At 70.2% G+C, this 21,054-nt stretch carries 21 protein-coding genes and 1 tRNA gene; 7 read left to right on the top strand and 15 right to left on the bottom strand.

The window, feature by feature from the left end; translation table 11 throughout:
• The first annotated feature begins 1 nt into the window (after window position 1).
• Window positions 2–907 (top strand): signal peptidase I, encoded by a 906-nt coding sequence (locus ABLE68_RS10820; protein WP_348871327.1) that lies wholly within the window; start codon window positions 2–4, stop codon window positions 905–907.
• Here ABLE68_RS10820 and ABLE68_RS10815 read toward each other — a convergent pair.
• From ABLE68_RS10815 to ABLE68_RS10785, 7 genes are all read right to left on the bottom strand, one after another.
• Window positions 904–1,677: a response regulator transcription factor gene (locus tag ABLE68_RS10815; protein ID WP_348871326.1), complete on the bottom strand. Its 774-nt coding sequence runs from the start codon at window positions 1,675–1,677 to the stop codon at window positions 904–906. The genes ABLE68_RS10820 and ABLE68_RS10815 overlap by 4 nt on opposite strands.
• Window positions 1,678–1,813: 136 nt before the next feature.
• Window positions 1,814–2,515: a hypothetical protein gene (locus tag ABLE68_RS10810; RefSeq protein ID WP_348871325.1), complete on the bottom strand. Its 702-nt coding sequence runs from the start codon at window positions 2,513–2,515 to the stop codon at window positions 1,814–1,816.
• Window positions 2,516–3,024: 509 nt separating this feature from the next.
• Entirely contained in the window at window positions 3,025–3,804 is a 780-nt protein-coding gene (gene pstB, locus ABLE68_RS10805; RefSeq protein WP_348871324.1) for a phosphate ABC transporter ATP-binding protein PstB, read from the bottom strand.
• A 35-nt stretch (window positions 3,805–3,839) separates the two neighbouring features.
• The gene (pstA, locus tag ABLE68_RS10800) at window positions 3,840–4,937 is read right to left on the bottom strand and encodes a phosphate ABC transporter permease PstA (protein WP_348871323.1); all 1,098 of its coding nucleotides are present in this window, start codon (window positions 4,935–4,937) and stop codon (window positions 3,840–3,842) included.
• A complete protein-coding gene (gene pstC / locus ABLE68_RS10795) occupies window positions 4,934–5,866 on the bottom strand; it encodes a phosphate ABC transporter permease subunit PstC (RefSeq protein ID WP_348871322.1) in 933 nt (310 codons plus the stop codon). Before pstC ends, pstA begins: the two co-directional genes overlap by 4 nt.
• 68 nt (window positions 5,867–5,934) lie before the next feature.
• The gene (gene pstS / locus ABLE68_RS10790; protein ID WP_348871321.1) at window positions 5,935–7,050 is read right to left on the bottom strand and encodes a phosphate ABC transporter substrate-binding protein PstS; all 1,116 of its coding nucleotides are present in this window, start codon (window positions 7,048–7,050) and stop codon (window positions 5,935–5,937) included.
• 172 nt (window positions 7,051–7,222) lie between these two features.
• Window positions 7,223–8,083, bottom strand: a complete 861-nt coding sequence (locus ABLE68_RS10785) for an NUDIX hydrolase (protein WP_348871320.1) — start codon at window positions 8,081–8,083, stop codon at window positions 7,223–7,225.
• A gap of 207 nt (window positions 8,084–8,290) precedes the next feature.
• On the opposite strand from ABLE68_RS10785, the gene ABLE68_RS10780 reads away from it, so the two are divergent.
• Window positions 8,291–9,349 carry a hypothetical protein gene (locus ABLE68_RS10780; RefSeq protein WP_348871319.1) on the top strand — a complete coding sequence of 353 codons (1,059 nt, stop codon included), beginning with the start codon at window positions 8,291–8,293 and terminating at the stop codon, window positions 9,347–9,349.
• A 92-nt stretch (window positions 9,350–9,441) separates the two neighbouring features.
• Here the strand turns inward: ABLE68_RS10780 and ABLE68_RS10775 are convergent, their stop codons facing one another.
• From ABLE68_RS10775 to ABLE68_RS10755, 5 genes are all read right to left on the bottom strand, one after another.
• Complete coding sequence (locus tag ABLE68_RS10775) at window positions 9,442–11,586, bottom strand: heavy metal translocating P-type ATPase (protein WP_348871318.1); 2,145 nt, start codon at window positions 11,584–11,586, stop codon at window positions 9,442–9,444.
• Window position 11,587: 1 nt separating this feature from the next.
• Window positions 11,588–11,791: a heavy-metal-associated domain-containing protein gene (locus ABLE68_RS10770; protein ID WP_348871317.1), complete on the bottom strand. Its 204-nt coding sequence runs from the start codon at window positions 11,789–11,791 to the stop codon at window positions 11,588–11,590.
• Window positions 11,788–12,081, bottom strand: coding sequence for a metal-sensitive transcriptional regulator (locus ABLE68_RS10765; protein WP_348871316.1), 294 nt, complete (start codon window positions 12,079–12,081; stop codon window positions 11,788–11,790). Before ABLE68_RS10765 ends, ABLE68_RS10770 begins: the two co-directional genes overlap by 4 nt.
• 59 nt (window positions 12,082–12,140) lie before the next feature.
• Window positions 12,141–12,305 (bottom strand): hypothetical protein, encoded by a 165-nt coding sequence (locus tag ABLE68_RS10760; protein ID WP_348871315.1) that lies wholly within the window; start codon window positions 12,303–12,305, stop codon window positions 12,141–12,143.
• Window positions 12,306–12,506: 201 nt separating this feature from the next.
• Complete coding sequence (locus ABLE68_RS10755) at window positions 12,507–12,710, bottom strand: cold-shock protein (protein ID WP_224122836.1); 204 nt, start codon at window positions 12,708–12,710, stop codon at window positions 12,507–12,509.
• A gap of 344 nt (window positions 12,711–13,054) precedes the next feature.
• On the opposite strand from ABLE68_RS10755, the gene ABLE68_RS10750 reads away from it, so the two are divergent.
• Window positions 13,055–13,726 (top strand): GAP family protein, encoded by a 672-nt coding sequence (locus ABLE68_RS10750; protein WP_348871314.1) that lies wholly within the window; start codon window positions 13,055–13,057, stop codon window positions 13,724–13,726.
• Window positions 13,727–13,730: 4 nt separating this feature from the next.
• Here the strand turns inward: ABLE68_RS10750 and ABLE68_RS10745 are convergent, their stop codons facing one another.
• On the bottom strand, window positions 13,731–14,468 hold the full coding sequence (locus ABLE68_RS10745; RefSeq protein WP_348871313.1) for a glucose 1-dehydrogenase: 738 nt from the start codon (window positions 14,466–14,468) through the stop codon (window positions 13,731–13,733).
• A gap of 60 nt (window positions 14,469–14,528) precedes the next feature.
• On the opposite strand from ABLE68_RS10745, the gene ABLE68_RS10740 reads away from it, so the two are divergent.
• From ABLE68_RS10740 to ABLE68_RS10730, 3 genes are all read left to right on the top strand, one after another.
• Window positions 14,529–15,614 carry an NAD(P)H-dependent amine dehydrogenase family protein gene (locus ABLE68_RS10740; protein WP_348871312.1) on the top strand — a complete coding sequence of 362 codons (1,086 nt, stop codon included), beginning with the start codon at window positions 14,529–14,531 and terminating at the stop codon, window positions 15,612–15,614.
• A gap of 47 nt (window positions 15,615–15,661) precedes the next feature.
• A complete protein-coding gene (locus tag ABLE68_RS10735; RefSeq protein WP_348871311.1) occupies window positions 15,662–17,884 on the top strand; it encodes a TIM-barrel domain-containing protein in 2,223 nt (740 codons plus the stop codon).
• Between the two features lie 76 nt (window positions 17,885–17,960).
• Window positions 17,961–18,033 (top strand) — tRNA-Lys (locus tag ABLE68_RS10730).
• A gap of 146 nt (window positions 18,034–18,179) precedes the next feature.
• Here the strand turns inward: ABLE68_RS10730 and ABLE68_RS10725 are convergent.
• Window positions 18,180–18,710, bottom strand: coding sequence for a GNAT family N-acetyltransferase (locus ABLE68_RS10725; protein ID WP_348871310.1), 531 nt, complete (start codon window positions 18,708–18,710; stop codon window positions 18,180–18,182).
• Window positions 18,711–18,784: 74 nt separating this feature from the next.
• On the opposite strand from ABLE68_RS10725, the gene ABLE68_RS10720 reads away from it, so the two are divergent.
• On the top strand, window positions 18,785–19,426 hold the full coding sequence (locus ABLE68_RS10720; RefSeq protein WP_348871309.1) for a PaaI family thioesterase: 642 nt from the start codon (window positions 18,785–18,787) through the stop codon (window positions 19,424–19,426).
• 4 nt (window positions 19,427–19,430) lie between these two features.
• Here the strand turns inward: ABLE68_RS10720 and ABLE68_RS10715 are convergent, their stop codons facing one another.
• Window positions 19,431–20,930 carry an NAD(P)/FAD-dependent oxidoreductase gene (locus tag ABLE68_RS10715; RefSeq protein WP_348871308.1) on the bottom strand — a complete coding sequence of 500 codons (1,500 nt, stop codon included), beginning with the start codon at window positions 20,928–20,930 and terminating at the stop codon, window positions 19,431–19,433.
• Window positions 20,931–21,054 lie beyond the last annotated feature (124 nt).

Genomic DNA, 21,054 nt, shown 5'->3' with positions numbered 1-21,054 from the left:
GATGCCGAACCACCTCGCGGCCCGGCATCGCCGTACGACGCTGCTCTCCCGGGTCATCAGTGGCCTGCTGAGCGCGGCGCTCGTCGGCGGCCTGGTGGCCTTCCTGGGCCTGGCCGTCGGGCCGCGGGTGTTCGGCTACCGCACCGCCACGATGCTGACCGGCAGCATGACCGGGACCATCGACCCCGGGGACGTGATCGTCTCGGTGCCGATCCCGACCGCCCAGCTGGCGGTGGGCGACGTGATCACCTTCCACGCGCCGGTCCCCGACCAGCACGTCGAGACGCACCGCGTCGTCGCCGTACGCCACACCGCCGACGGGCGCACCATCATGCGCACCCAGGGCGACGCCAACCCGGCGCCCGACCCCTGGCGCGCCACGGTCCGCGACGACACGGTGTGGCGAACGGTGCACGTCGTGCCGATGGTCGGGAACGTCGTCCGCGCCCTGCGCACCCCCGTGGTCGGACACGGGCTGTGGTGGGGGGCGCTCGGCGCGCTGGTGCTGCTCGGCACGAGCATCATCTGGACCGCACCCGACGAGGAGAACGACATGACCGGCGCCCTTCCACTCGACGAGGGAGCGCTGCGAAAGCTGGCGGAGGACATCGAGGACGAGGCCTTCGCGGCCAGCTTCGCGTGGCGCTACCAGCAGCTGCTGCCACAGCGGATGGACCGGATCAGTGACGCCCTGGCCGCTGCCGACCTGGGCTCCGCCCTCGAGGCGACGTTGAGCCTCAAGGTCTCCTCGGGCACGGTCGGGGCGCGCGAGCTGGTGGAGCTGGCGTCGGAGATCGAGAGCGACGTACGTCGTGCGGACGTCTCCGCTGCGTTGTCGCACGACCTCGGGTCCGCCGTACGCCGGGCCGACGAGGCGCTGACGTCGTACCTGGCGCTGGCGGCCTAGCTCGCATCCAACATGCGGTAGCCGACGCCTCGGACGTTCTCGACGAAGCGCGCCTCGCCGCGACGGTCGCCGAGCTTGCGGCGCAGGTTGCCCATGTGGACCTCCACGAGGTGGGTCTCTTCCCAGCCGCTCCCCCAGACCTCCTGCAGGAGGACGCTGCGCGACCAGACCCGGCTCGGCGCACGCATCAGCGTGACCAGCAGCCGGAACTCGGTCGGCGTCAGGTCGACCCTCCGGTCACCGCAGAGCACCCGGTGAGCCTCGAGGTCGACGCTCAGGTCGCCGTGGTGGAGCGTGCCGCGGGGGGAGGGCGCCGGGTCGTGGACGGCGTGCAGGTGCGGCGGCGTCTCGGGCTGGGTCGCGCCCCCGGCGTACGACGTCGCCAGCTGGCGCGGCCGGCGGAACATCGCGTTGACGCGCGCCTTGAGCTCGCGGATGCTGACCGGCTTCGCGAGGTAGTCGTCGGCGCCGGCCTCGAGGCCGATCAGCCGGTCGATCTCCTCGGCCATCGCGGTCACCATGATCACGTAGGCGTCGGTGAGCGGCCGGATCCGGCGGCAGACCTCGAGCCCGTCGAAGACCGGGAGCCCGACGTCCAGGGTCACCAGGTCGGGATCCGTCGCGATCACCTGCTCCACGCCGGACCTGCCGTCGGACGCAACGGTCACCTCGAACCCCTGAGAGGTCAGCGCGGTCTCGAGCAACGCCGCGATGTCCGCGTCGTCCTCGATCACCACCGCGCGCCGCAGCGTCAGGTCCCCCGACTCCATAGGGTCCTCATCGGCCGGCGCTGGCCTGGGCTGAGGTGTCTTGGGGGGGTGTCTGTGGGGTAGTCACGGACGAAGGGGCCGGTCTACTGGTGAGTAATGGGTCCGATCGTCCGTGACTACCCCACAGACGGGACCCTCAGCCGGGCCGACGACGCAAGAACCTCGCCCGCTGGGCATCGGTGAGCGCACGCCGCTGAGCGACGGTCACGGTCGGCACCCACCACGCGGGAGGTGCCACGGTCCAGGCCCGCGCGCTCTCGCGCTCCCACCTCGCTCGAGAGCGCGCCTCCGCCATGCGCTGGACGATCCGCTCCGGGCTCGCCAGGTCGGCAGCGACCACCGTGAAGTACTCCAATCCGGCCCTGCGGAAAGCACCCTCCCGCTCCAGGTCGACCGCTCGTCGGTCGCCCGCGAGGTGGATCTTCCCGTCGTACTCACCGACGACCCCGGCTTCGACGTCGAGGAGGTCCGGTGTCCCGATGTGGCGACCGTCCAGGTCGAAGACCGGGTGGTTGCACAGAGGCCGTGGGAATCCTGCGTCGAGCTGCCAGGTGAGCACCATCAAGAGCTCCTGCGGCGACCAGCAGTTCTCCTCGGCCAGGAAGATCCCGGCCCGGGCCTTCGGGATGCCGATCCACCCGTTGAGTCCGGGAGTGGCGAAGGCACTTGCCTCCTCGATGGACACCAGGTCGTCGTACGCCGCCATCGACAGCTGCAGCGCGGCGGCTCGTTCGTCCTTGGCGTACCGCATCTCGAAGAGCACCGATCGGACCGGCACAGAGACCGACAGCCCGTCGACCACTACGAACTCCGAGCCGGTGAGCCGTTCCGAGGTCACGGAGTATCCCGGGCCATCCCGAATGTCTCCATGCCGCACAGCGAGATGGACGTTCCGCCGGGTCCGACCGTCAGCCTCGAGCCCGTCGAACCACGTGGCTCCCATCCACGTGAGTGCTGCCCATCCCGTGACCCCGCCGTACGACGGGAGCCGGATGCCGGCTTCGACGATCCGTTGGCCGGGTTGGGCGAGGACCAGGTCGGACTGCACGTAGAAGCCGTGGCCGGTCGCCCGCCAGCGACCGGATCTCGCCTGCCCCTTGGTCGGGCCCGTCAGCCCGTTCGGATCTCGTCGGACCGGCTGCCACAGCCCCGCGCGCGCCGGATGGAACGGCACAGGGTGTGGGAGGCCTCCGGACATGCCCGAGAGGGTGCATCACGGAACGCGGTTGCCGCAGGCGTCATCCACAGGGTCGCAAGTCGTCCGGCATAGTCACGGACGAACGGACCCAGGTACCGGCGAGTAACGGGTCCGATCGTCCGTGACTACCCCGACGACCCGACCTGGACTCAGCCGAAACGACCCGAGATGTAGGCCTCGGTGGACTCCTCGTCCGGGTTGGTGAACATCTTGGTGGTGGGGTTGAACTCGACCAGGTGGCCCGGCTCGCCGGTCGCCTTAAGGTTGAAGAAGCCGGTGTCGTCGGAGACCCGGGCGGCCTGCTGCATGTTGTGGGTGACGATCACGATCGTGTACTCGGACTTCAGCTCGTGGATGAGGTCCTCGATCGCGGAGGTCGAGATCGGGTCGAGCGCGGAGCACGGCTCGTCCATCAGCAGCACCTCGGGCTCGACGGCGATCGCGCGCGCGATGCAGAGCCGCTGCTGCTGACCACCGGAGAGGCCCATGCCGGGCTTCGAGAGCCGGTCCTTGACCTCCGTCCAGAGGTTGGCGCCGCGCAGCGACTTCTCGACGATCGCGTCGGCGTCCGACTTCGACATCTTCTTGGAGTTGAGCCGCATGCCGGCGAGGACGTTCTCGTAGATCGACATCGTCGGGAACGGGTTCGGGCGCTGGAAGACCATGCCGATCTGGCGGCGTACGGCGACCGGGTCGATGGCGGGGTCGTAGAGCGACTGCCCCGACACCATCACCTTGCCCTCGACGCGGGCACCCGGGATCACCTCGTGCATCCGGTTGAGGGTGCGCAGGAAGGTGGACTTGCCGCACCCGGAAGGACCGATGAACGCGGTCACCGCCTTGGCGCGGATCGTCATGTTGACGCCTGCGACGGCGAGGAAGTCCCCGTAGTAGATGTTCAGGTCGGAGACGTCGATGCTCTTGGCCATGGTTTCTCTCTCAGACAGTCTGTTCAGGCGGGTGGTCAGCGACGCCGGCCGGTCTTGGGGGCGAACTTGTAGCCGATGAAGCGGGCCACGAGGTTGAGGATCATCACGATCGCGATGAGCACGAGCGCGGCACCCCAGGCCCGGGCGTAGCCGGGCGGGTCACCGCCGCCGATCGGCGCGACGCCCGGCGAGCTGTACTGGCTGAAGATGTAGACGGGCAGCGTCATCATCCGGCCGCTGAAGAGGTTGAAGTTCACACTGTCGGTCGCACCGGCCACCACCAGCAGCGGCGCGGTCTCGCCGATGACGCGCGAGATCGCGAGCACGATGCCGGTGATGATGCCGCCGAGCGCCGTCGGGAGCACGACCTTCACGATGGTGCGCCACTTCGGGATGCCCAGGGCGTACGACGCCTCGCGGAGGTCGCTGGGCACCAGCCGCAGCATCTCCTCGGACGAGCGCACGACGGTCGGGATCATCAGCAGCGACAGCGCGACGGAGCCGCCGAAGCCGATCCGGATCGCGGGACCGAAGATCAGCACGAACAGCGCGAGCGCGAAGAGGCCGGCCACGATCGACGGGATGCCCGTCATCACGTCGACCAGGAACGTCGTGACCCGCGCGAGCCGGCTGCCCTTGCCGTACTCCACCAGGTAGATCGCGGCGAAGAGCCCAATCGGGACGGAGATGATCGCAGCTGCGAGCGTGATGAGCAGGGTGCCCATCAGCGCGTGGTAGATGCCGCCGCCGGGCCCGACGATGTTGCGCATGTCGTAGGTCAGGAACTCCATGCTGATCACGGAGGCCCCGGTCTTCACGACCATCCAGATCAGCCACACCAGCGGGACCAGGACGATCGCGAACGTCGTCCACACCAGGCAGGTGGCGAACCGGTCGGCGGCCGAGCGCCGGCCCTCGAGCAGCAGCGACCAGACCGGTACGCCGACGATGAAGAGCGCGCCGGCGACGATGACCCCGCCGACGAGGCTCCACCCGAGGAGCATGGTGAGCAGCCCGGAGACCGCGACGGCCAGGACGGCGACGAGGAGGGACGCCCAGCGGGGCAGCCGCGGCGCGGCCAGCCCGACGCTGATCGCGAAGGTGTCGGGCTCGAGAGGAGTCGTCGTGCTCATCGGGTCAGGTTCCTCTCGCCTCGGCTGATCACCAGTCGTGCCAGGAAGTTGACCGCGAAGGTGACCGCGAAGAGCACCAGGCCGGTCGCGATCAGGACGGCCTGCTTGTCCGGCGACGCCTCCTTGTAGTTGGAGGCGATGTTGGACGCGATCGTGGCCGGGTTGGTGTTGGAGATCAGGTTGAGCGTGACGACGGGCGTCGCGGAGAGGACCATCGCGACGGCCATCGTCTCGCCGAGCGCGCGCCCGAGGCCCAGCATCACGGCGGAGATGACACCGGAGCGGGCGTACGGGAAGACGGCCAGGCGGATCGTCTCCCACCGCGTCGCGCCGAGGGCCATCGCGGCCTCCTCGTGGAGCAGCGGGGTCTGCGCGAACACCTCCCGCGCGATGGCGGTGGTGATCGGGACGACCATGATCGCGAGCACGATGCCGGCGGTCAGCATGGTGCGGCCGGTCACCGAGGGCGGGCCGGCGAAGAACGGGATGAAGCTGAGGTGCTCGTAGGTCCAGTCGATCGTCGGCTTGAGCGCCTGCGCGAGCGCGAGGCCACCCCAGAGGCCGTAGACGACGCTGGGTACGGCGGCGAGCAGGTCGATCACGTAGGCGACCGGCACGGCGATCCGACGCGGCGCGTAGTGGGAGATGTAGAGCGCGACCCCGATCGAGAACGGGACGGCGATGACCAGCGCGACGACGGCGGCGAGGATGGTGCCGAAGACCAGCGGTCCGACGTACGACCAGAAGTCGCTCGCCGGCTGGTAGATGCCCTCAGGAGCCGAGAGGCCGGGCACCCCCTCGATCGCGAGGAAGACGAAGACGCCGGCCAGCGCCAGCATGATCGTGAGCGCGGCGGCGCGTGCGGTGCCGGCGAACAGCCGGTCGCCCATCCTGACGACGGGCTTGCCGGGTGGGGCGGTGACGGACACTGGGCTCCTGTCGGTTTTCACGGAGGTGCGGCGGCCCGGGACCCGGACCGCCGCACTCCCACGAGGGACTACTTCGCGGCGATGGCGCCGACGACGTCGCCGGCCTTCGCTGCGGTCTCCGAGTCGAGCGGGGCCGAACCGGCCTGCTGCGAGGCAGCCTGCTGGCCGGCGTCCGAGACGATGTAGGACAGGAAGCCCTTCACCAGTGCCGCCTCGTTGGCGTCGTCGTAGTGCTGGCAGGCCAGCAGGTAGGACACCAGGACGATCGGGTAGGCACCCGACTCGGTGGTGGTCCGGTCGACGTCGATCGCGAGCATCGTGTCCGTCGCCGTGTCGGCCGGCTTGGAGACCGCGACGACCTTGGCGGCGCCCTCGGCGGACGGCGCGGTGAACTCCGAGCCGACCTGGATCGACGCGATGCCCAGGCCACCGGCCTGGCTCTCGTCGGCGTAGCCGATGGTGCCGTCGCCGCCCTTGACCGAGGCGATGACGCCGGATGTGCCCTCAGCGGCCTCGCCGCCCTGGATCGGCCAGGTGTCGTCGGCCGGGTAGGACCAGGCACCGCCGGCGGCCTTGCTCAGGTAGTCGGTGAAGTTCGCGGTGGTGCCCGAGTCGTCCGAGCGGTGCACCGGCGAGATGTCGGTGTCCGGCAGGTCGGTGCCGTCGTTGAGCGCGGCGATGGCCGGGTCGTTCCACTTGGTGATCTTGCCGTCGAAGATCATCGCGATGGTCTTCGCGTCGAGGTTGAGCGAGTCGACACCCTCGAGGTTGAAGACGACCGCGATCGGGCTGACGTACGCCGGTACCTCGACCGGGTCCTCGCCACCGCAACGCTCCTTGGCCGAGCTGAGCTCGCCCTCGTCGTCGGTGATGTAGGAGTCGGAGCCCGCGAAGGAGTAGGCCTTGTTGATGAAGTTCTCGCGACCGGTGCCCGACCCGACCGGGTCGTAGGTGATGGTCACGCCGGAGTTCTCGGTCTGGAAGGCCGCGCGCCAGGCCTGCTGGGCGGAGTCCTGCGAGCTGGCGCCGCCGCCGGCAAGGGTGCCGCTGAGGCTGCTGCCGCTACCGCTGCCGCCGTCGCTGGCGCTGCCGTCGCTGTCGTTGGCGGCCCCGCAGCCGGTGAGTGCGAGGGCGAGGACGGCGATACCGGGCACGACTGCCCGTCGGATGGAAGTGCGAGTCACTTCGATGCTCCTGATGTCTGGCTTGTCTTCTCTGACACCAGCGAAGTTAGGGACCACAGGTGGACGGATCCGGGGTCGTCGGTGAACGAGGGGTGAACTCGATCTGCCCAGTCGGAAACAGAAAGCCGCTCCCGAGACGGACATCACGTGAACAAGCCCAGGAGGCCTTGACTCAGGGCACGTCGTGGCGTTCGGTAGCGATCACCCTGCCCTCACGCAGGTGGGCCACGAGCATGGATCCGGGCTCGAGCTTCGGATCGCGTACGCCGAGGCTGTCGAAGACCGCCGGGAGCACCGGCCGGTGGGTGCACACGACGGCCGAGTCCTTGCCAGCGACCAGGTCCTCGACGGTGTCGACCACGGAGGTCGACGTGGCTCCCTCCTCGCTCAGCCCGTCCTCGAGCTCGAGCTCCCAGCCCGTGGTGTCGGAGTAGGGCCCGACCGTCTCGACGCACCGCGCGCTGCTCGAGCTGATCACCCGGGTGACGTCGTACGCCGCCAGGACCGGGATCAGTCGCTGCGCCTGGTGCCGCCCCACCTGGATGAGTGGGCGGAGCCGGTCGTCCTGCCGCCAGCCCTTGCGGGAGCGCGCCGCCGCGTGCCGCAGGACCACCAGGGCGCGGGTCTTGCGACGGAGCGACCGCGCCTCGACGAGCGTGTTGCGGTCGTGCTCGTGGGTCAGCCGGTCGAGCGCCTCGTCGTACGCGACCCACTCGACCTGGTCGATCTCGTCGTTCGCCTGGTAGCGGCGTACGTCGTCGTCGCCGACGACGCGGCCCGACCAGTAGGAGACGCTCTTCATCCGACCGCCCGTGATCGGGTAGCGCTGACCGGTCAGGGGCGGGCCCAGCCGCACGTGCAGCCCGGTCTCCTCCGCGACCTCGCGCACCGCCGCGGCGGTGACGTGCTCACCTCGGTCGAGCTTGCCCTTGGGGAACGACCAGTCGTCGTAGCGCGGGCGGTGGATCAGGAGGACCCGCTTGCCGGGGCGGAACACCACTGCGCCCGCAGCGAGCACGTCCTTCGTGGGCATGCGGTTAGGGTACGGCTCCCTATCCGGCGCCGTCGCGAGCGGGTTTTCGCGCCGATCTGGCAAGGCGGAGGTGCGAAGGCGGGCCGGAGGCCCGTCGAGTCGCCGACAACGCCGCGAGATCGGATCCGAAAGCCCGCGTCGCAGGCGCTTCCGGATGGGGAGCCGTGCTCTAGTCTCACACCACGCCCGACCGGAACAGGAGCCCCCGTGCCGAAACGCCTCACCGTCGCCCTCGTGGCGGTGCTCGCGGTGGCACTCGTGGCGGCGGCCGCGGTCGTCGGCGTCCGGTGGTGGCGCGATGCCCACCGGACCACGTTCGAGCAGGCGACGGCGTACGCCCCGGCCGACGCGGAGCGGCTCTCGTGGACCGACTGGGCCGCCGTACGCAGCAAGGTCGGCGCGGACCTCGACGCCGACTCGTCCGCCGCCGACCTGCGGACGTTCCTCGACCAGGGCTACGACGCGGACCTCACCTCGGCCTCGGCGCTGGTGGAGTCGGCACCCGTGCTCCAGACGCACTTCGGCTTCTCGCCCGCCAGCGCCACGTGGGAGCTGTTCAGCCAGGGCAAGGCCGGCGCCGTGGTCTTCATCAAGATGCCCGACGGCACCGACTACGACGCGATCGCCGACCGGCTGCGCGACGACGGCTTCGACGAGCCCTCCTCGGAGGACGGCGTGTGGGACGGCGTCTCGGCCCTGCCGAGCATCGGCTCGGACCTGACCCCGGAGCTCCAGTTCGTCGCGCTCGACCGCGACGACGGCATGGTCATCACCAGCGACACCGGCCCCTACCTCACGAAGATCGTGTCCGGTCTCGGCGACGGCGACCTCCCCGACCCGGTGCAGGGCGTGATCTCGGGGTCGGGCGAACCCCTCTCGGCAGCGGTGTACGACGGCGACTACACCTGCTCCGCGCTCGCGATGAGCCAGGCCGACTCGGACGACCAGGCGACCGCCGACCGGCTGATCGCCGAGGCCGGCAAGGTCAACCCGGTCGCCGGCTTCGCGATGTCGGTGCAGCCCGGTGGTCACGTGCGCGTCGTCCTCGCCTTCGAGAACGCCGACCAGGCCCGCACCAACGCCGACTCGCGCGCCCAGCTCGCGAGTGGCCCGGCGCCCGGTCAGGGCGGCGACTTCTCCGACCGGTTCTCGGTCGGGTCCGCCACCGCCGACGGCGACCTGGTCACCCTCGACCTCGAGCCCCACCCGGACAACTACGTCTTCTCGGACCTCAGCAGCGGGCCGCTGCTGTTCGCGACCTGCTGAGGGGTCGGCCGCTGTCGGGGTAGTCACGGACGAACGGACCGGTCTACTGACGAGTAATGGGTCCGATCGTCCGTGACTACCCCGCCGGACCCCTACCGGAAGCGGCGGATCCGCAGGCTGTTGGCGACCACGAAGACCGAGGAGCCGGCCATGGCGGCACCGGCGACCATCGGGTTGAGCAGGCCGGCGGCGGCGATCGGGAGGGCGGCGACGTTGTAGGCGAACGCCCAGAACAGGTTGACCTTGATGGTGGAGAGCGTCCGGCGCGACAGGCGTACGGCGTCCGCGGCCAGCCGCAGGTCGCCGCGCACGAGCGTCAGGTCGCTCGCCTCGATCGCGACGTCGGCGCCGGTGCCCATCGCCAGCCCCAGGTCGGCCTGGGCGAGGGCGGCGGCGTCGTTGACCCCGTCGCCGACCATCGCCACGGCCCGGCCCTCGTCCTGGAGCCCGGAGACGACCGCGAGCTTCTCCTCGGGCAGCACCTCGGCCACGACCCGGTCGATGCCGACCTCCGCGGCGACCGCCCGCGCGGCCCGCTCGTTGTCGCCGGTGAGCAGGACCGGCTCGAGACCCAGGGCCCGCAGCTCGCGCACCGCCTCGGCCGAGGTCGGCTTGACCGTGTCGGAGACGACGAGCACGCCGCGGGCGAGCCCGTCCCAACCGACCACCACGGCGGTCCGACCAGCGGCCTCGGCCCGGTCCACGGCCTCGGACAGGAGGGACGGCAGCTCCTGACCCGACTCCGCGAGGAACCGAGGGCGGCCGATCACGACGGCAGCGCCCTCGACCACGCCGTGCGCGCCGAGCCCACCGACCGACACGAAGTCCTCGACCGGAGGAGCCGCGACGCCCGACGCGATCGCCCGGGCGATCGGGTGCTCGGACGCGGACTCGATGGCGGCCGCGCGACGTCGTACGACGTCCTCGGCCTCGCCGGCCCCGGCGACGACCTCGACGAGCGACATCCGGCCCGTGGTGACGGTCCCGGTCTTGTCGAGGACGACCGTGTCGATCCTCTGGGCCCGCTCGAGGACCTCGGGCCCCCGGATCAGGATGCCGAGCTGGGCACCGCGGCCGGTGCCGACCAGCAGCGCCGTCGGCGTCGCGAGACCCAGCGCGCACGGGCAGGCGATGATCAGCACCGACACGGCCGCCGTGAAGGCCGCGGCCGCGCCCTGACCAGCGAGCAGCCAGCCGGCCAGCGTCCCGAGCGCGAGCACGATCACGACCGGCACGAAGACGCCGGAGACCCGGTCGGCGAGCCGCTGCGCTCGAGCCTTGCCGTTCTGCGCCTCCTCGACGAGGTGGGTCATCCGCGCCAGCTGGGTGTCGGCGCCGACCCGGGTGGCACGCACGACGAGACGCCCGCCGACGTTGACGGTCGCGCCGGTGACGTCCGAGCCCGGCCCGACCTCGACGGGGACCGCCTCACCGGTCAGCAGCGACGCGTCGATGCTCGACGAGCCGGCGACGACGACACCGTCGGTGGCGACCTTCTCCCCCGGGCGTACGACGAACAGGTCGTCGACCTCGAGCCACTCGGCGGGCACGCGCTCCTCGACACCGTCGAGCGCGCGGCCCGAGAGGCGGGCGACGTCCTTGGCGCCGAGCTCGAGCAGCGCGCGCAGGGCCCCACCGGCCGAGCGGCGGGCACGCTTCTCCAGCCAGCGCCCGAGCAGCAGGAAGGTGGTGACGACCCCCGAGACCTCGAGGTAGGTCGAGTCCTCGCCGACCACGAGAGCGACCACGGACCACAGGTAGGCCGCGAGCACACCGAGCGAGACGAGGGTGTCCATCGTGGTCGCGCCGTGGCGCAGGTTGGCGATCGTGGCGCGGTGGAAGGGCCAGGCACACCAGGTCACGACCGGCGTCGCGAGCAGCAGGCACAGCCAGTCGGAGCCGGGGAACGACGTGCCCGGCACCATCGTGAGGAGTACGACGGGCACGCTCAACGCGGCCGCGACGACCAGGCGGTCGCGCAGCGCGGTCGACTCACCGTCGTCGCCCCGGTCCGGCGTCGGGAGCGCTGCGGCATAACCGGCAGCCGAGACGGCGGCGACGAGGTCCTCCGTGCTGACCGACGGGTCGTGGACGACCCGGGCGCGCTCGGTGGCGAAGTTGACGGTCGCCGTGACCCCGTCGATCTTGTTGAGCTTGCGCTCGATCCGGTTCGCGCAGGAGGCGCAGGTCATGCCGTCGATGGCGAGCTCGACGTTCTCGGTCAGCTGGGTGCTCACGTCAGGCCACCCGGTAGCCCGCCTCCTCGACCGCGGCGACGATCGCCTCGCGGTCGAGCGGACCCGTGCTGACGACCGAGACCTCGCCGGTCTCAAGGACGACCTCGACAGCGGTGACCCCCGGGATCGCCGACACCTCCTCGGTCACCGAGGCGACGCAGTGGGCGCAGGTCATCCCCTCGACCTGCCAGGTGCTCGCGCTCATGACTTCACCAGGCGGCTGATGGCCTCCATCGCCTCGGTGATCTTCTCGCGGGCCTCGTCGTCACCCGCGCGTGCTGCGTCGACGACGCAGTGGTTGAGGTGCTCCTCGACCAGTCCGATGGAGACCGCCTGGAGCGCCTTCGTCATCGCTGCGACCTGGGTGAGGATGTCGATGCAGTACTGCTCGTCCTCGACCATGCGCTGCAGACCGCGGGCCTGACCCTCGATCCGGCGCAGGCGACGGAGATAGTCGTCCTTGCGGTGGATGTAGCCGTGCTGGTGCTCGTCCATACAGACGAGGGTACCCCTAGGGGGTATGGGGCCCTAGGTCGGCCAACGGGTGGTCGGACCTACGACTCGCGGCGTGGACCGGGCACCACACCGAGGATCTCGTCGATCTCGGTGTCGGACAGGTGGTCGTCGGACTCACTCGCAGCAATGATCAGGTTGGTCGTGAGCTCGACCTCGCCGAGGAGATCGGAGTCCTCGAGGGTGACATCGAACTGGTCGTGCACCTCATCACTCCCTGTGCGCATCGGGTACGGGTCCCTCCTCCAACGTCAAGGGTGCCCGACGGTCACGGGGACAAAACCCTCCGGGCGAAATCTGACCCATCCGGGCCATGGGACATGCCCCGAAATGGGGAGGAGCCCCACCCGGGTGGGTGGGGCTCCTCCGAAGACTGCGGGCCGAGGGCCCGGACTCTTCTTCCGGGATCAGACCGGGCGGACGTTCTCAGCCTGCGGGCCCTTGGGACCCTGCGTGACCTCGAACTCGACCTTCTGGTTCTCGTCCAGGGACTTGTAGCCCTGGGTCTGGATCGCCGAGTAGTGCACGAAGACGTCGTCGCCGCCGTCCTCCTGCGCGATGAAGCCGAAGCCCTTCTCAGCGTTGAACCACTTAACAGTGCCCTGAGCCATGTGCTCGATACTCCTTAGTCGGGGCGAGAGGCCGTCACTTCGACGGCCCCACACCAGATGCGGTGACACCGTCGCTCCGACTTGCGTGAGTGGCAGGCCCACGAAGAAGAAACGCCGTTGGATCACAAACTCCGCGGGCGTCAGACCTGCTGGAACTTGCACCTGTTGCGGGGGACACGTTACCAACCATCCGCTCCGAGGAAACCGGCTGTACGAGGTTTTCTCACGCCCCGGATGAAGGTTCTGCTACACGCACGTGACAGGAGAGGAACAGGGCGCGCTCCTGCCGGAGTCACCCGACACGGGTGATCCTCACCCTTTCGGGTACGGCGAAGGTGGCTCCCATGACAACGGTGATCGGCGATCTGCTGCCTCTCGCGCTCGGCGTCGCGATCAGCCCGATCCCCGTCATCGCGACCGTCTTGATGCTGCTCGCACCCCAGGCGAAGGGCGCCAGCCTGGGCTTCCTGCTCGGCTGGCTGGTCGGCATCGTCGTGGCCACGACGGTGTTCGTGGTGATCGCCGCGACCACCGGCCTCGACAGCGGGTCGAGCCCGTCAGCCGCCTCCGCGTGGATCAAGATCGGACTCGGCGTACTCCTCCTCCTGGTGGGCGCGAAGCAGTGGCGCGGCCGGCCGAGGCCGGGCGAGGTGGTCGTGCTGCCGAAGTGGATGGCGGCCATCGACTCGTTCACCTTCGTCAAGGCAGCCGGGCTGGGGTTCCTGCTGGCGGCGGTCAACCCGAAGAACCTGCTGATGTGCGTCGCGGCCGGCTCGGCCATCGGCGGATCGGGGATCAGCACCGGCGACATGGTGGTCGCCGCAGCCGTGTTCACGGTGATCGCCGCGTCGACGGTCGCCGTCCCGGTGATCGGCTACCTGGTCGCCCACGAGCGGATGCGGAACCCGCTCGACGAGCTGCGGGTCTGGCTCGGAGACAACAACGCGACGGTGATGAGCGTCCTGGTGCTCGTGATCGGCGTCGTGCTGATCGGCAAGGGGATCGGCGGGCTCTGACCCGTCAGATGTTGGTCGGGATGTGCATGACGGTCCCGCCGTCGACGACGAACTCCGAGCCGGTCGAGAAGGACGACTCGTCGCTGGCGAGGAACACCACGAACGTCGCCACCTCGTCGGGCTGACCGGGACGACCGAGCGGGATCGGGATCAGCCCTTCGGGCATCTGGTCGGTCGCCGGGGTGCTGATACGTCCGGGGTGCAGGGAGTTGACCCGGATCCCGTGCGGCGCGAGCTCCATGGCGAGCGACTTGGTGAGCCCGGTCAGGCCCCACTTGGACGCGACGTACCCGTGCGCCCAGGGCGTGCCGCGCAGGCCCTCGATCGACGACGTGTTGATGATCGAGCCGCCGCCGGCGGCGATCAGCGCGTCGGCGGCGGCCTTCGCCCCGAAGAAGGCGCCGGTCAGGTTGACGTCGAGCATCTGCTGCCACTGCGCGGCCTTGTAGCGCTGCAGCTGGCCGCCGTTGAAGATGCCGGCGTTGTTGAAGAGGACGTCGAGCCGGCCGAACTCGGCGACGGCGAGCGCCACGGCGGCCGCCCAGTCCTCCTCGCTGGTGACGTCGAGGTGCACGTAGCGCGCCGCGTCGCCCAGCTCGTCGGCGAGCGCGGCACCCTCGTCGTCGAGCAGGTCGCCGATGACGACCTTCGCGCCCTCGGCCACCAGCATCCGCGCGCTGGCGCCACCGATGTTGCGCGCGCCGCCGCTGATGAGCACGACCTTGCCGTCTACACGTCCCATGCGCGGGACGATAACCTAGTTTTTCCGGAGGTAGAACACGTTCCAGTTCGAGGAGATCAGATGCCGATCCGCGTCGCCCAGGTCAGCACCGGCAACGCCGGCCGGCTCACCCTGCGCCAGCTCATCGCCGACGACCGGTTCGAGCTGGTCGCGGTCTCCACCTCGACCCCGGAGAAGGTCGGCAAGGACGCGGGCGAGCTCGCCGGCGTCGACACCGTCACCGGCATCACGGCCGTCGGCGACCTGGACGCGCTGATCGCCGCCGGACCCGAGTGCGTCGTCTACTGCGCCATGGGTGACACCCGTCCGCGCGAGGCGACCAACGACGTGCGCGCGCTGCTCGAGGCCGGCATCGACGTCGTCGGCTCAGCGCCCGGCACCTTGCAGTTCCCGATCGGCACGATGCCGCAGGCCGTGATCGACAAGGTGGAGGCGTCCGCACAGGCCGGTGGGGCGACGGTCTACATCACCGGCGTCGACCCCGGGTTCGCCAGCGACCTGGTCCCGCTCGCGCTGGCGAGCACCTGCCAGCGGATCGAGCAGATCAAATGCTACGAGCTCGCCGACTACGCGACGTACGACGGCACCGAGGTCATGTTCGACCTGATGGGCTTCGGCAGCCCGGTCGACTCGACGCCCCTCCTCTTCCTGCCCGGCGTCCTGGCCCTGGCGTGGGGAACCGCGATCCGGATGATGGCCAGCGGCCTCGGCATCGAGGTCGACGAGATCGTCGAGTTCTGGGAGGCCGAGCCGGCCCCGGAGAGCTACGACATCGCGGCCGGCCGGATCGAGGAGGGCACGATCGCGGCACTGCACTTCTCCATCAGCGGCATGGTCGACGGCCACCCGGCGATCGTCGTCGAGCACGTCACCCGCACCCGCGACGACCTGCGCCCGGACTGGGCGCGACCCTCGTCCGGTGGCGGCGCCTACCGGATCGAGATCACCGGAGAGCCGTCGTACGTCGTCGACGTGGTGCCGAGCAGCGAGCACGGCGACCACAACCATGCCGCGATCGTGGCGGCCTGCGGCCGGATCGTGAACGCGATCCCCGACGTACGCGCCGCCGCACCCGGGATCGCGACCACCCTCGACCTGCCGCTGCCGACCGGCCGCGGGACGTACGTCGGGCCCGCCCGGACGTAACCGACAAAGCCCGTCCGGGATCGGCGGGCTTCGCCTAGTGTGCTGGCGTGTCTCGAACGATCGCCTCACTGGCCGCCTCGGCCCTCGCGCTCACCCTGGTCCCCCTGGCCGCCCTGGCCTCCCCCGCGCACGCCGACGGCGAGCCGCTGGTCGTCGACGAGGGCGGTGCCCGGGTCGTCGTCGAGCAGAGCCCGTTCCGGCTGAGCGTCACCGACGCCGCCGGCACGACGGTGCTGCAGGAGGTCGCACACGCGGCGACGGACACGCTCGCTGAGCCACTGACCACCGACCCGCTGGCGGACGGGTCCGACAACCAGAGCACCACGACGCTCTACTCCCCCCTGTCGTTCATGGTCGGCACGGAGTCCCTCCAGCAGCAGCTGCAGGGCGAGTGGATCGCCAACCTGGCGAAGAGCACGCGCAGCGGTACCTGGTACTCCGCCCAGGACGTCGAGTCCGTCGAGCACGACGGGGACGACCTCGTCCTCACGCTCTCCACGAACGACCCGAGCGGCCGGACCCTCGAGGTGCGGATCGGCGCTCAGGGCGCGGACGCCGCGCGCGTCCAGGTGCACGCCGTTCCGTCCGACGGCGTCGCCATGATCGGCGACTCGTTCGAGACGCCGTCCGAGGCCGGTCAGCAGGACGGCTTCTTCGGCTTCGGCGGCCGTCACGACCACCTCGACCAGCGCGGTCGCGTGCTCTCCAGCTTCGTCAACCAGGAGAGCCTCGACATCTCGGGCAAGGGCGAGACGATGTACCCGAACGGCCCGGCCGCGGCCTACTACCCGCAGGCGATGTTCTACACGAGCCACTACGGCTTCCTGCTCCCCCAGCCCGAGCTCGCGCGCTTCAAGCTCGCCGTCGACCGACCGGACGCGTGGAACGTCACCGCCTCGGCCACCCACCTCGACTACGTCGTGGCGCCGGGTGCCCCGAGCCGGTCGGTCGACACCCTCACCGCGATGACCGGCCGGCACCACACGCCGCCGGACTGGGCGCTCGGCCCGATGCTCGACCGGCTCGTCAAGAACGACGGCGAGACCTACCAGGACTACCAGCACCACCTCGCCCAGGACATCGTCGACATCGACCGCTACCAGCTGCCGCTCTCGGCGTACCGGATCGAGGGTTGGGGCTTCCCGCACGGCAACCACGGACTCGCCCTGCACACCTGGGTGCACGCCAAGAAGCAGGCGACGATGATCCGCCAGCTCAAGGCGCGCGGCATCCACCCGCTGGCCTACATCCGCCCCTGGCTGGAGCCGGGCTCGGCGCCGGTCAAGGCGGGGTACGCCGTCACCGACGCGGACGGCAAGCCCTACATCGTCAGCGGATCGTCCAACCGCCTCTTCGGCCTGGTCGACTTCACCAACCCGGACGCGGTCGCGTGGTGGCAGCGCCAGGTGAAGGGCATCCTCGACCTCGGCTTCGACGGGTTCATGCAGGACTACGGCGAGCAGGTCCTCTTCGACATGCACTTCGCCGACGGGACCACCGGCGTCACCCGCCACAACGACTACTTCACGCTCTACGCCAAGGCGACCAGCGACGAGATCGACCGCTACGAGGCCGACCACCCGACTCGTCACCCGTGGTTCTTCACCCGCGCCGGCTACACCGGGCTGCCGGGCACGACGGCGTACGAGGACGCGAACTTCCCGGGCGACGAGACCACCGACTGGAGCCGCACCTCCGGGATCCAGTCGCTGACGACCGACATGCTCAGCCGTGCGGTCGGCGGCGCCTACGGCTACACCACCGACATCGGTGGCTACTTCGACTACACGTCGCCGCCGACCACCAAGGAGCTCTTCATCCGCTGGGCGGAGTGGGCCGCCCTGAGCCCGACGTTCCGCCTCCACGGCAGCGGGAAGCACGGCACCCACACGCCCTGGTCCTACGACAAGCAGACGGTGCGCATCTACAAGCAGCTCTCGCGCCTGCACATGCGGGCCGAGCCGCTGCTCAAGCAGCTGTGGGCCGAGGCCCAGGCGACCGGTGCGCCGCCGACCCGACCGCTGTGGTGGCAGGACCCCGACGACCGCGCCGGCTGGGACCAGGACCAGGAGTGGCTGCTGGGCCCCGACCTGCTCGTCGCCCCCGTGGTCAAGAAGGGCGCCACGACCCGGAAGGCCTACCTCCCCGAGGGCTGCTGGCAGCTGCACGGCACCGGCACGGAGCGCGCCGGCCAGACCTCGGTCACCGTCGACGCGCCCCTCGGCGCGCTGCCGTGGTTCAGCCGCTGCGGCACCGCGCCGCTGGGCTGACCGAACCGGCCGGACCGGCTCGCGTCGGCGGCCCCTAGAATCCTCGGACCGGCGATCGGAGCCCTCCGACCGCCAGGGGCCCCTAGCTCAATTGGCAGAGCATCGGACTTTTAATCCGCGGGTTGTGGGTTCGAGTCCCACGGGGCCTACCGAGTCCGGAATGCCACCGGTCTACTCCACCTGGACCGATTCGGCGCAGGGGGGTGCGCGGTCGGGGCCGGACCCCCTAACCTCTCCGAAGTTGAACCGTCGGTGACCCGAGACGCCGGCGGTTCACTCCATTTTCCGGACCTTCTCAGGCCGATGATCTCGACGTCGAGATCCAGTAGCGCCGCTTGCCGTTGCGGGAGTCCTCGTACTCCCCACCGCAGCGCTCGATGGTCGCCCGCGAGCCTTCGTTGTCCTCGTCGCAGGTGACCAGCGCGCGGTCGATGCCGAGGTCGGCGGCGTGCTCCAGGGAGAGGGCCAGGGCGCGGGAGGCGTGGCCCTCGCGGCGCCGCGAGGGGCGTACGGCGTAGCCGATGTGGCCGCCCTCCTCGAGCAGCCACGGGGTCAGCGAGTGGCGCAGCGCGAGGGAGCCGACGTACTCGTCCTCGTCGTCGACGATCCAGAAGTAGGTGCAGTGCACGATGTTGGGCGGCAGCTCGGTGGCCGGGTCCGCCTGAGCGAGGAGGTGCGCGACGACCTCGCGGCAGCCAGCCTCGGTGGTGTCGAGGGGCTCGAAGTCCCAGAGACCGGCACCGTGGATCACCTCGTCGCCGAACTCGGCGATGGCGGCGGCCCAGGAGTCACGGAGGTGGAGGTCGGGAGCGGCGAGAGCGGTCACCGGACGATTCCATCAAGTCGACGGCGATCGGAGCCACTGGGTTTCGGAACTGGAACTCGTTCTAGGATCGGCGCGTGGCCCGACACCCCCTGGACGAGATGCCCCCCGAGGAGTCCGAGCGTCTGCGCGGGATCTACGAGCCCTTCACCCAGGTCGTCCGCGACCTGGTCGACGCCACGATCCGCACGACGGTCGACGACGCCGAGGTGCTGCAGGTCCAGGCGGAGCTCGAGAACCTCGTCGCCCGGCTGAGGAAGCGCGAGCTCGAGGGCTCGTTCGCCGTGAGCAACCGCGGACGCCACTGGGGCAACACGGTCGTCGGGATCCGCAACGCGGTCGCACCTCCGGTGCACGTCGAGCACGACAGCACCGGCCGGGCGTGGGCGGACTTCCACCTGGGCGCGGCGTACGAGGGCCCTCCCGGCCTGGTGCACGGCGGGGTGTCGGCGCTGATCCTGGACCAGCTGCTCGGCGAGGCGGCGGGCGCCGGCGGCAAGCCGGGCATGACCGCCACCCTGACGCTGACCTACCGTCGCGCGACGCCGCTGGGCGACCTGCGGGTCGAGGCCTGGATCGAGCGCAGCGAGGGGATCAAGACCTGGGCGCGGGGACACATCTCGAACGCCGAGGGGGTCACCGTCGAGGCCGAGGGCCTCTTCATCCTGCCGCGCTGGGCACGCCAGGCGGCTCAGCCGCCCGACGGGTCCTTCGAGTAGCCGGTCAGGAGGCGGCGACCTTGTCGCCGCTCGGCACACCACGCTCGCCGGCGTCGGTGAGCCGCGCCTCCTCGAGGGCCTGCGCCTCGAGCTCGGCACGACGGTCGGCCTCGAGGCCGGCCCGCAGGGCGTCGTACTCCCCCGGGTCGGAGACCAGGTCGGCGGCACCGCGCTCGAGCCGCTTGAGGGCGCTACGGGCGAAGATCTGCTGCTCGGTGGTGGTCCGCTCGGAGCGACCGCGGCCGACGAACGAGACCGCCCAGTGGAGCAGCGCCGTCACCTGGCTCTTGAAGCCGGTGATGTAGACGAGGTGGAGGGCCAGCCACATCAGCCAGGCGAGAACGCCGGTGATGCGGAGGTTGCCGATCAGCGCGACCGCCCGGAAGCGGCTGATGATCGCCATCGAGCCCTTGTCGAAGTAGTGGAACGGACCCTGCGAGGGCTTGCCCTCGAGGCGGCGGTCGATCTCCTTGGCGGCGTACTTCGCGCCCTGGATGGCGACCTGCGCGACGCCGGGCAGGTGGTCGAGGTTGATCATGTCGCCGACCACGAACACCTCGGGGTGGCCCGGGAGCGTGAGGTCGGGGTTGACGCTGATCCGGCCGGCGCGGTCGAGCGGGGCACCGGTCTGCTCGGAGAGGGTCTGACCGAGCTTGTTGGCCTGCACGCCGGCGGCCCAGATCTTGGTGACGCTGTCGATGCGCTCGACGCGGCCGTCCTTGAACTTCATCTCGAGGCCGCGCTCGTCGAGGTCGGTCACCATCGCGCCGAGGATGACCTCGACACCGAGCTTCTCGAGCTCCTTCTTGGCCTTCTCGCCCAGCTTGGCACCGAACGGCGGGAGCACCTGCGGAGCGGCGTCGACGAGGACGACCCGGGCCTCGCGGGTGTTGATGGCCCGGAAGTCCTTGTGCAGCGTGCGGCGGGAGAGCTCGGCGATCTGGCCGGCCATCTCGACACCGGTCGGGCCGGCGCCGACGACCACGAAGGTCAGCAGGTGGTCGACGTTGTCGCCGCGGGCGGCACCGAGCTCGGCGAGCTCGAAGGTGCCGAAGATCCGGCCGCGCAGCTCGAGGGCGTCGTCGATGCTCTTCATGCCGGGGGCGAACTCGGCGAAGTGGTCGTTGCCGAAGTAGGACTGGCCGGCGCCGGCGGCGACGATCAGGGAGTCGTACGACGTGAGCGTCTCGCGGCCGAGGACCTGCGAGGTCACGGTCCGCGCCTCGAGGTCGATGTCGGTGACCTCGCCGAGCAGCACCTGGGCGTTCTTCTGCCCGCTCAGGACCTCACGGGTCGGGGGTGCGATCTCGCCCTGGGACAGGATGCCCGTCGCGACCTGGTAGAGCAGCGGCTGGAAGAGGTGGTGCGTCGTCTTCGCGATCATCGTGACGTCGACGTCGGAGCGGCGCAGCGCCTTCGTCCCGAAGAGACCGCCGAACCCGGAGCCGATGACCACGACCTGGTGACGGTGGGAAGTCTGGGGAGCTGGCTGCGTTGCTGCCATGACGGACCTTTCGTGCCGCGATTGGATCGTGCTAATGGAACACGGTCCCGTACCCCCATTGTTCCGCCGAAGACCCCGATTCCCACAACTGGGGGGTCACCTGCGTCACAGAGGAGGGTCCCGG

Source organism: Nocardioides pollutisoli, assembly GCF_040045055.1.
GTDB classification, from domain to species: Bacteria; Actinomycetota; Actinomycetes; order Propionibacteriales; family Nocardioidaceae; genus Nocardioides; species Nocardioides tweenelious.
Note: the sequence above shows the minus strand (reverse complement) of the source record. Positions and strands in the feature narration are given on the sequence as shown.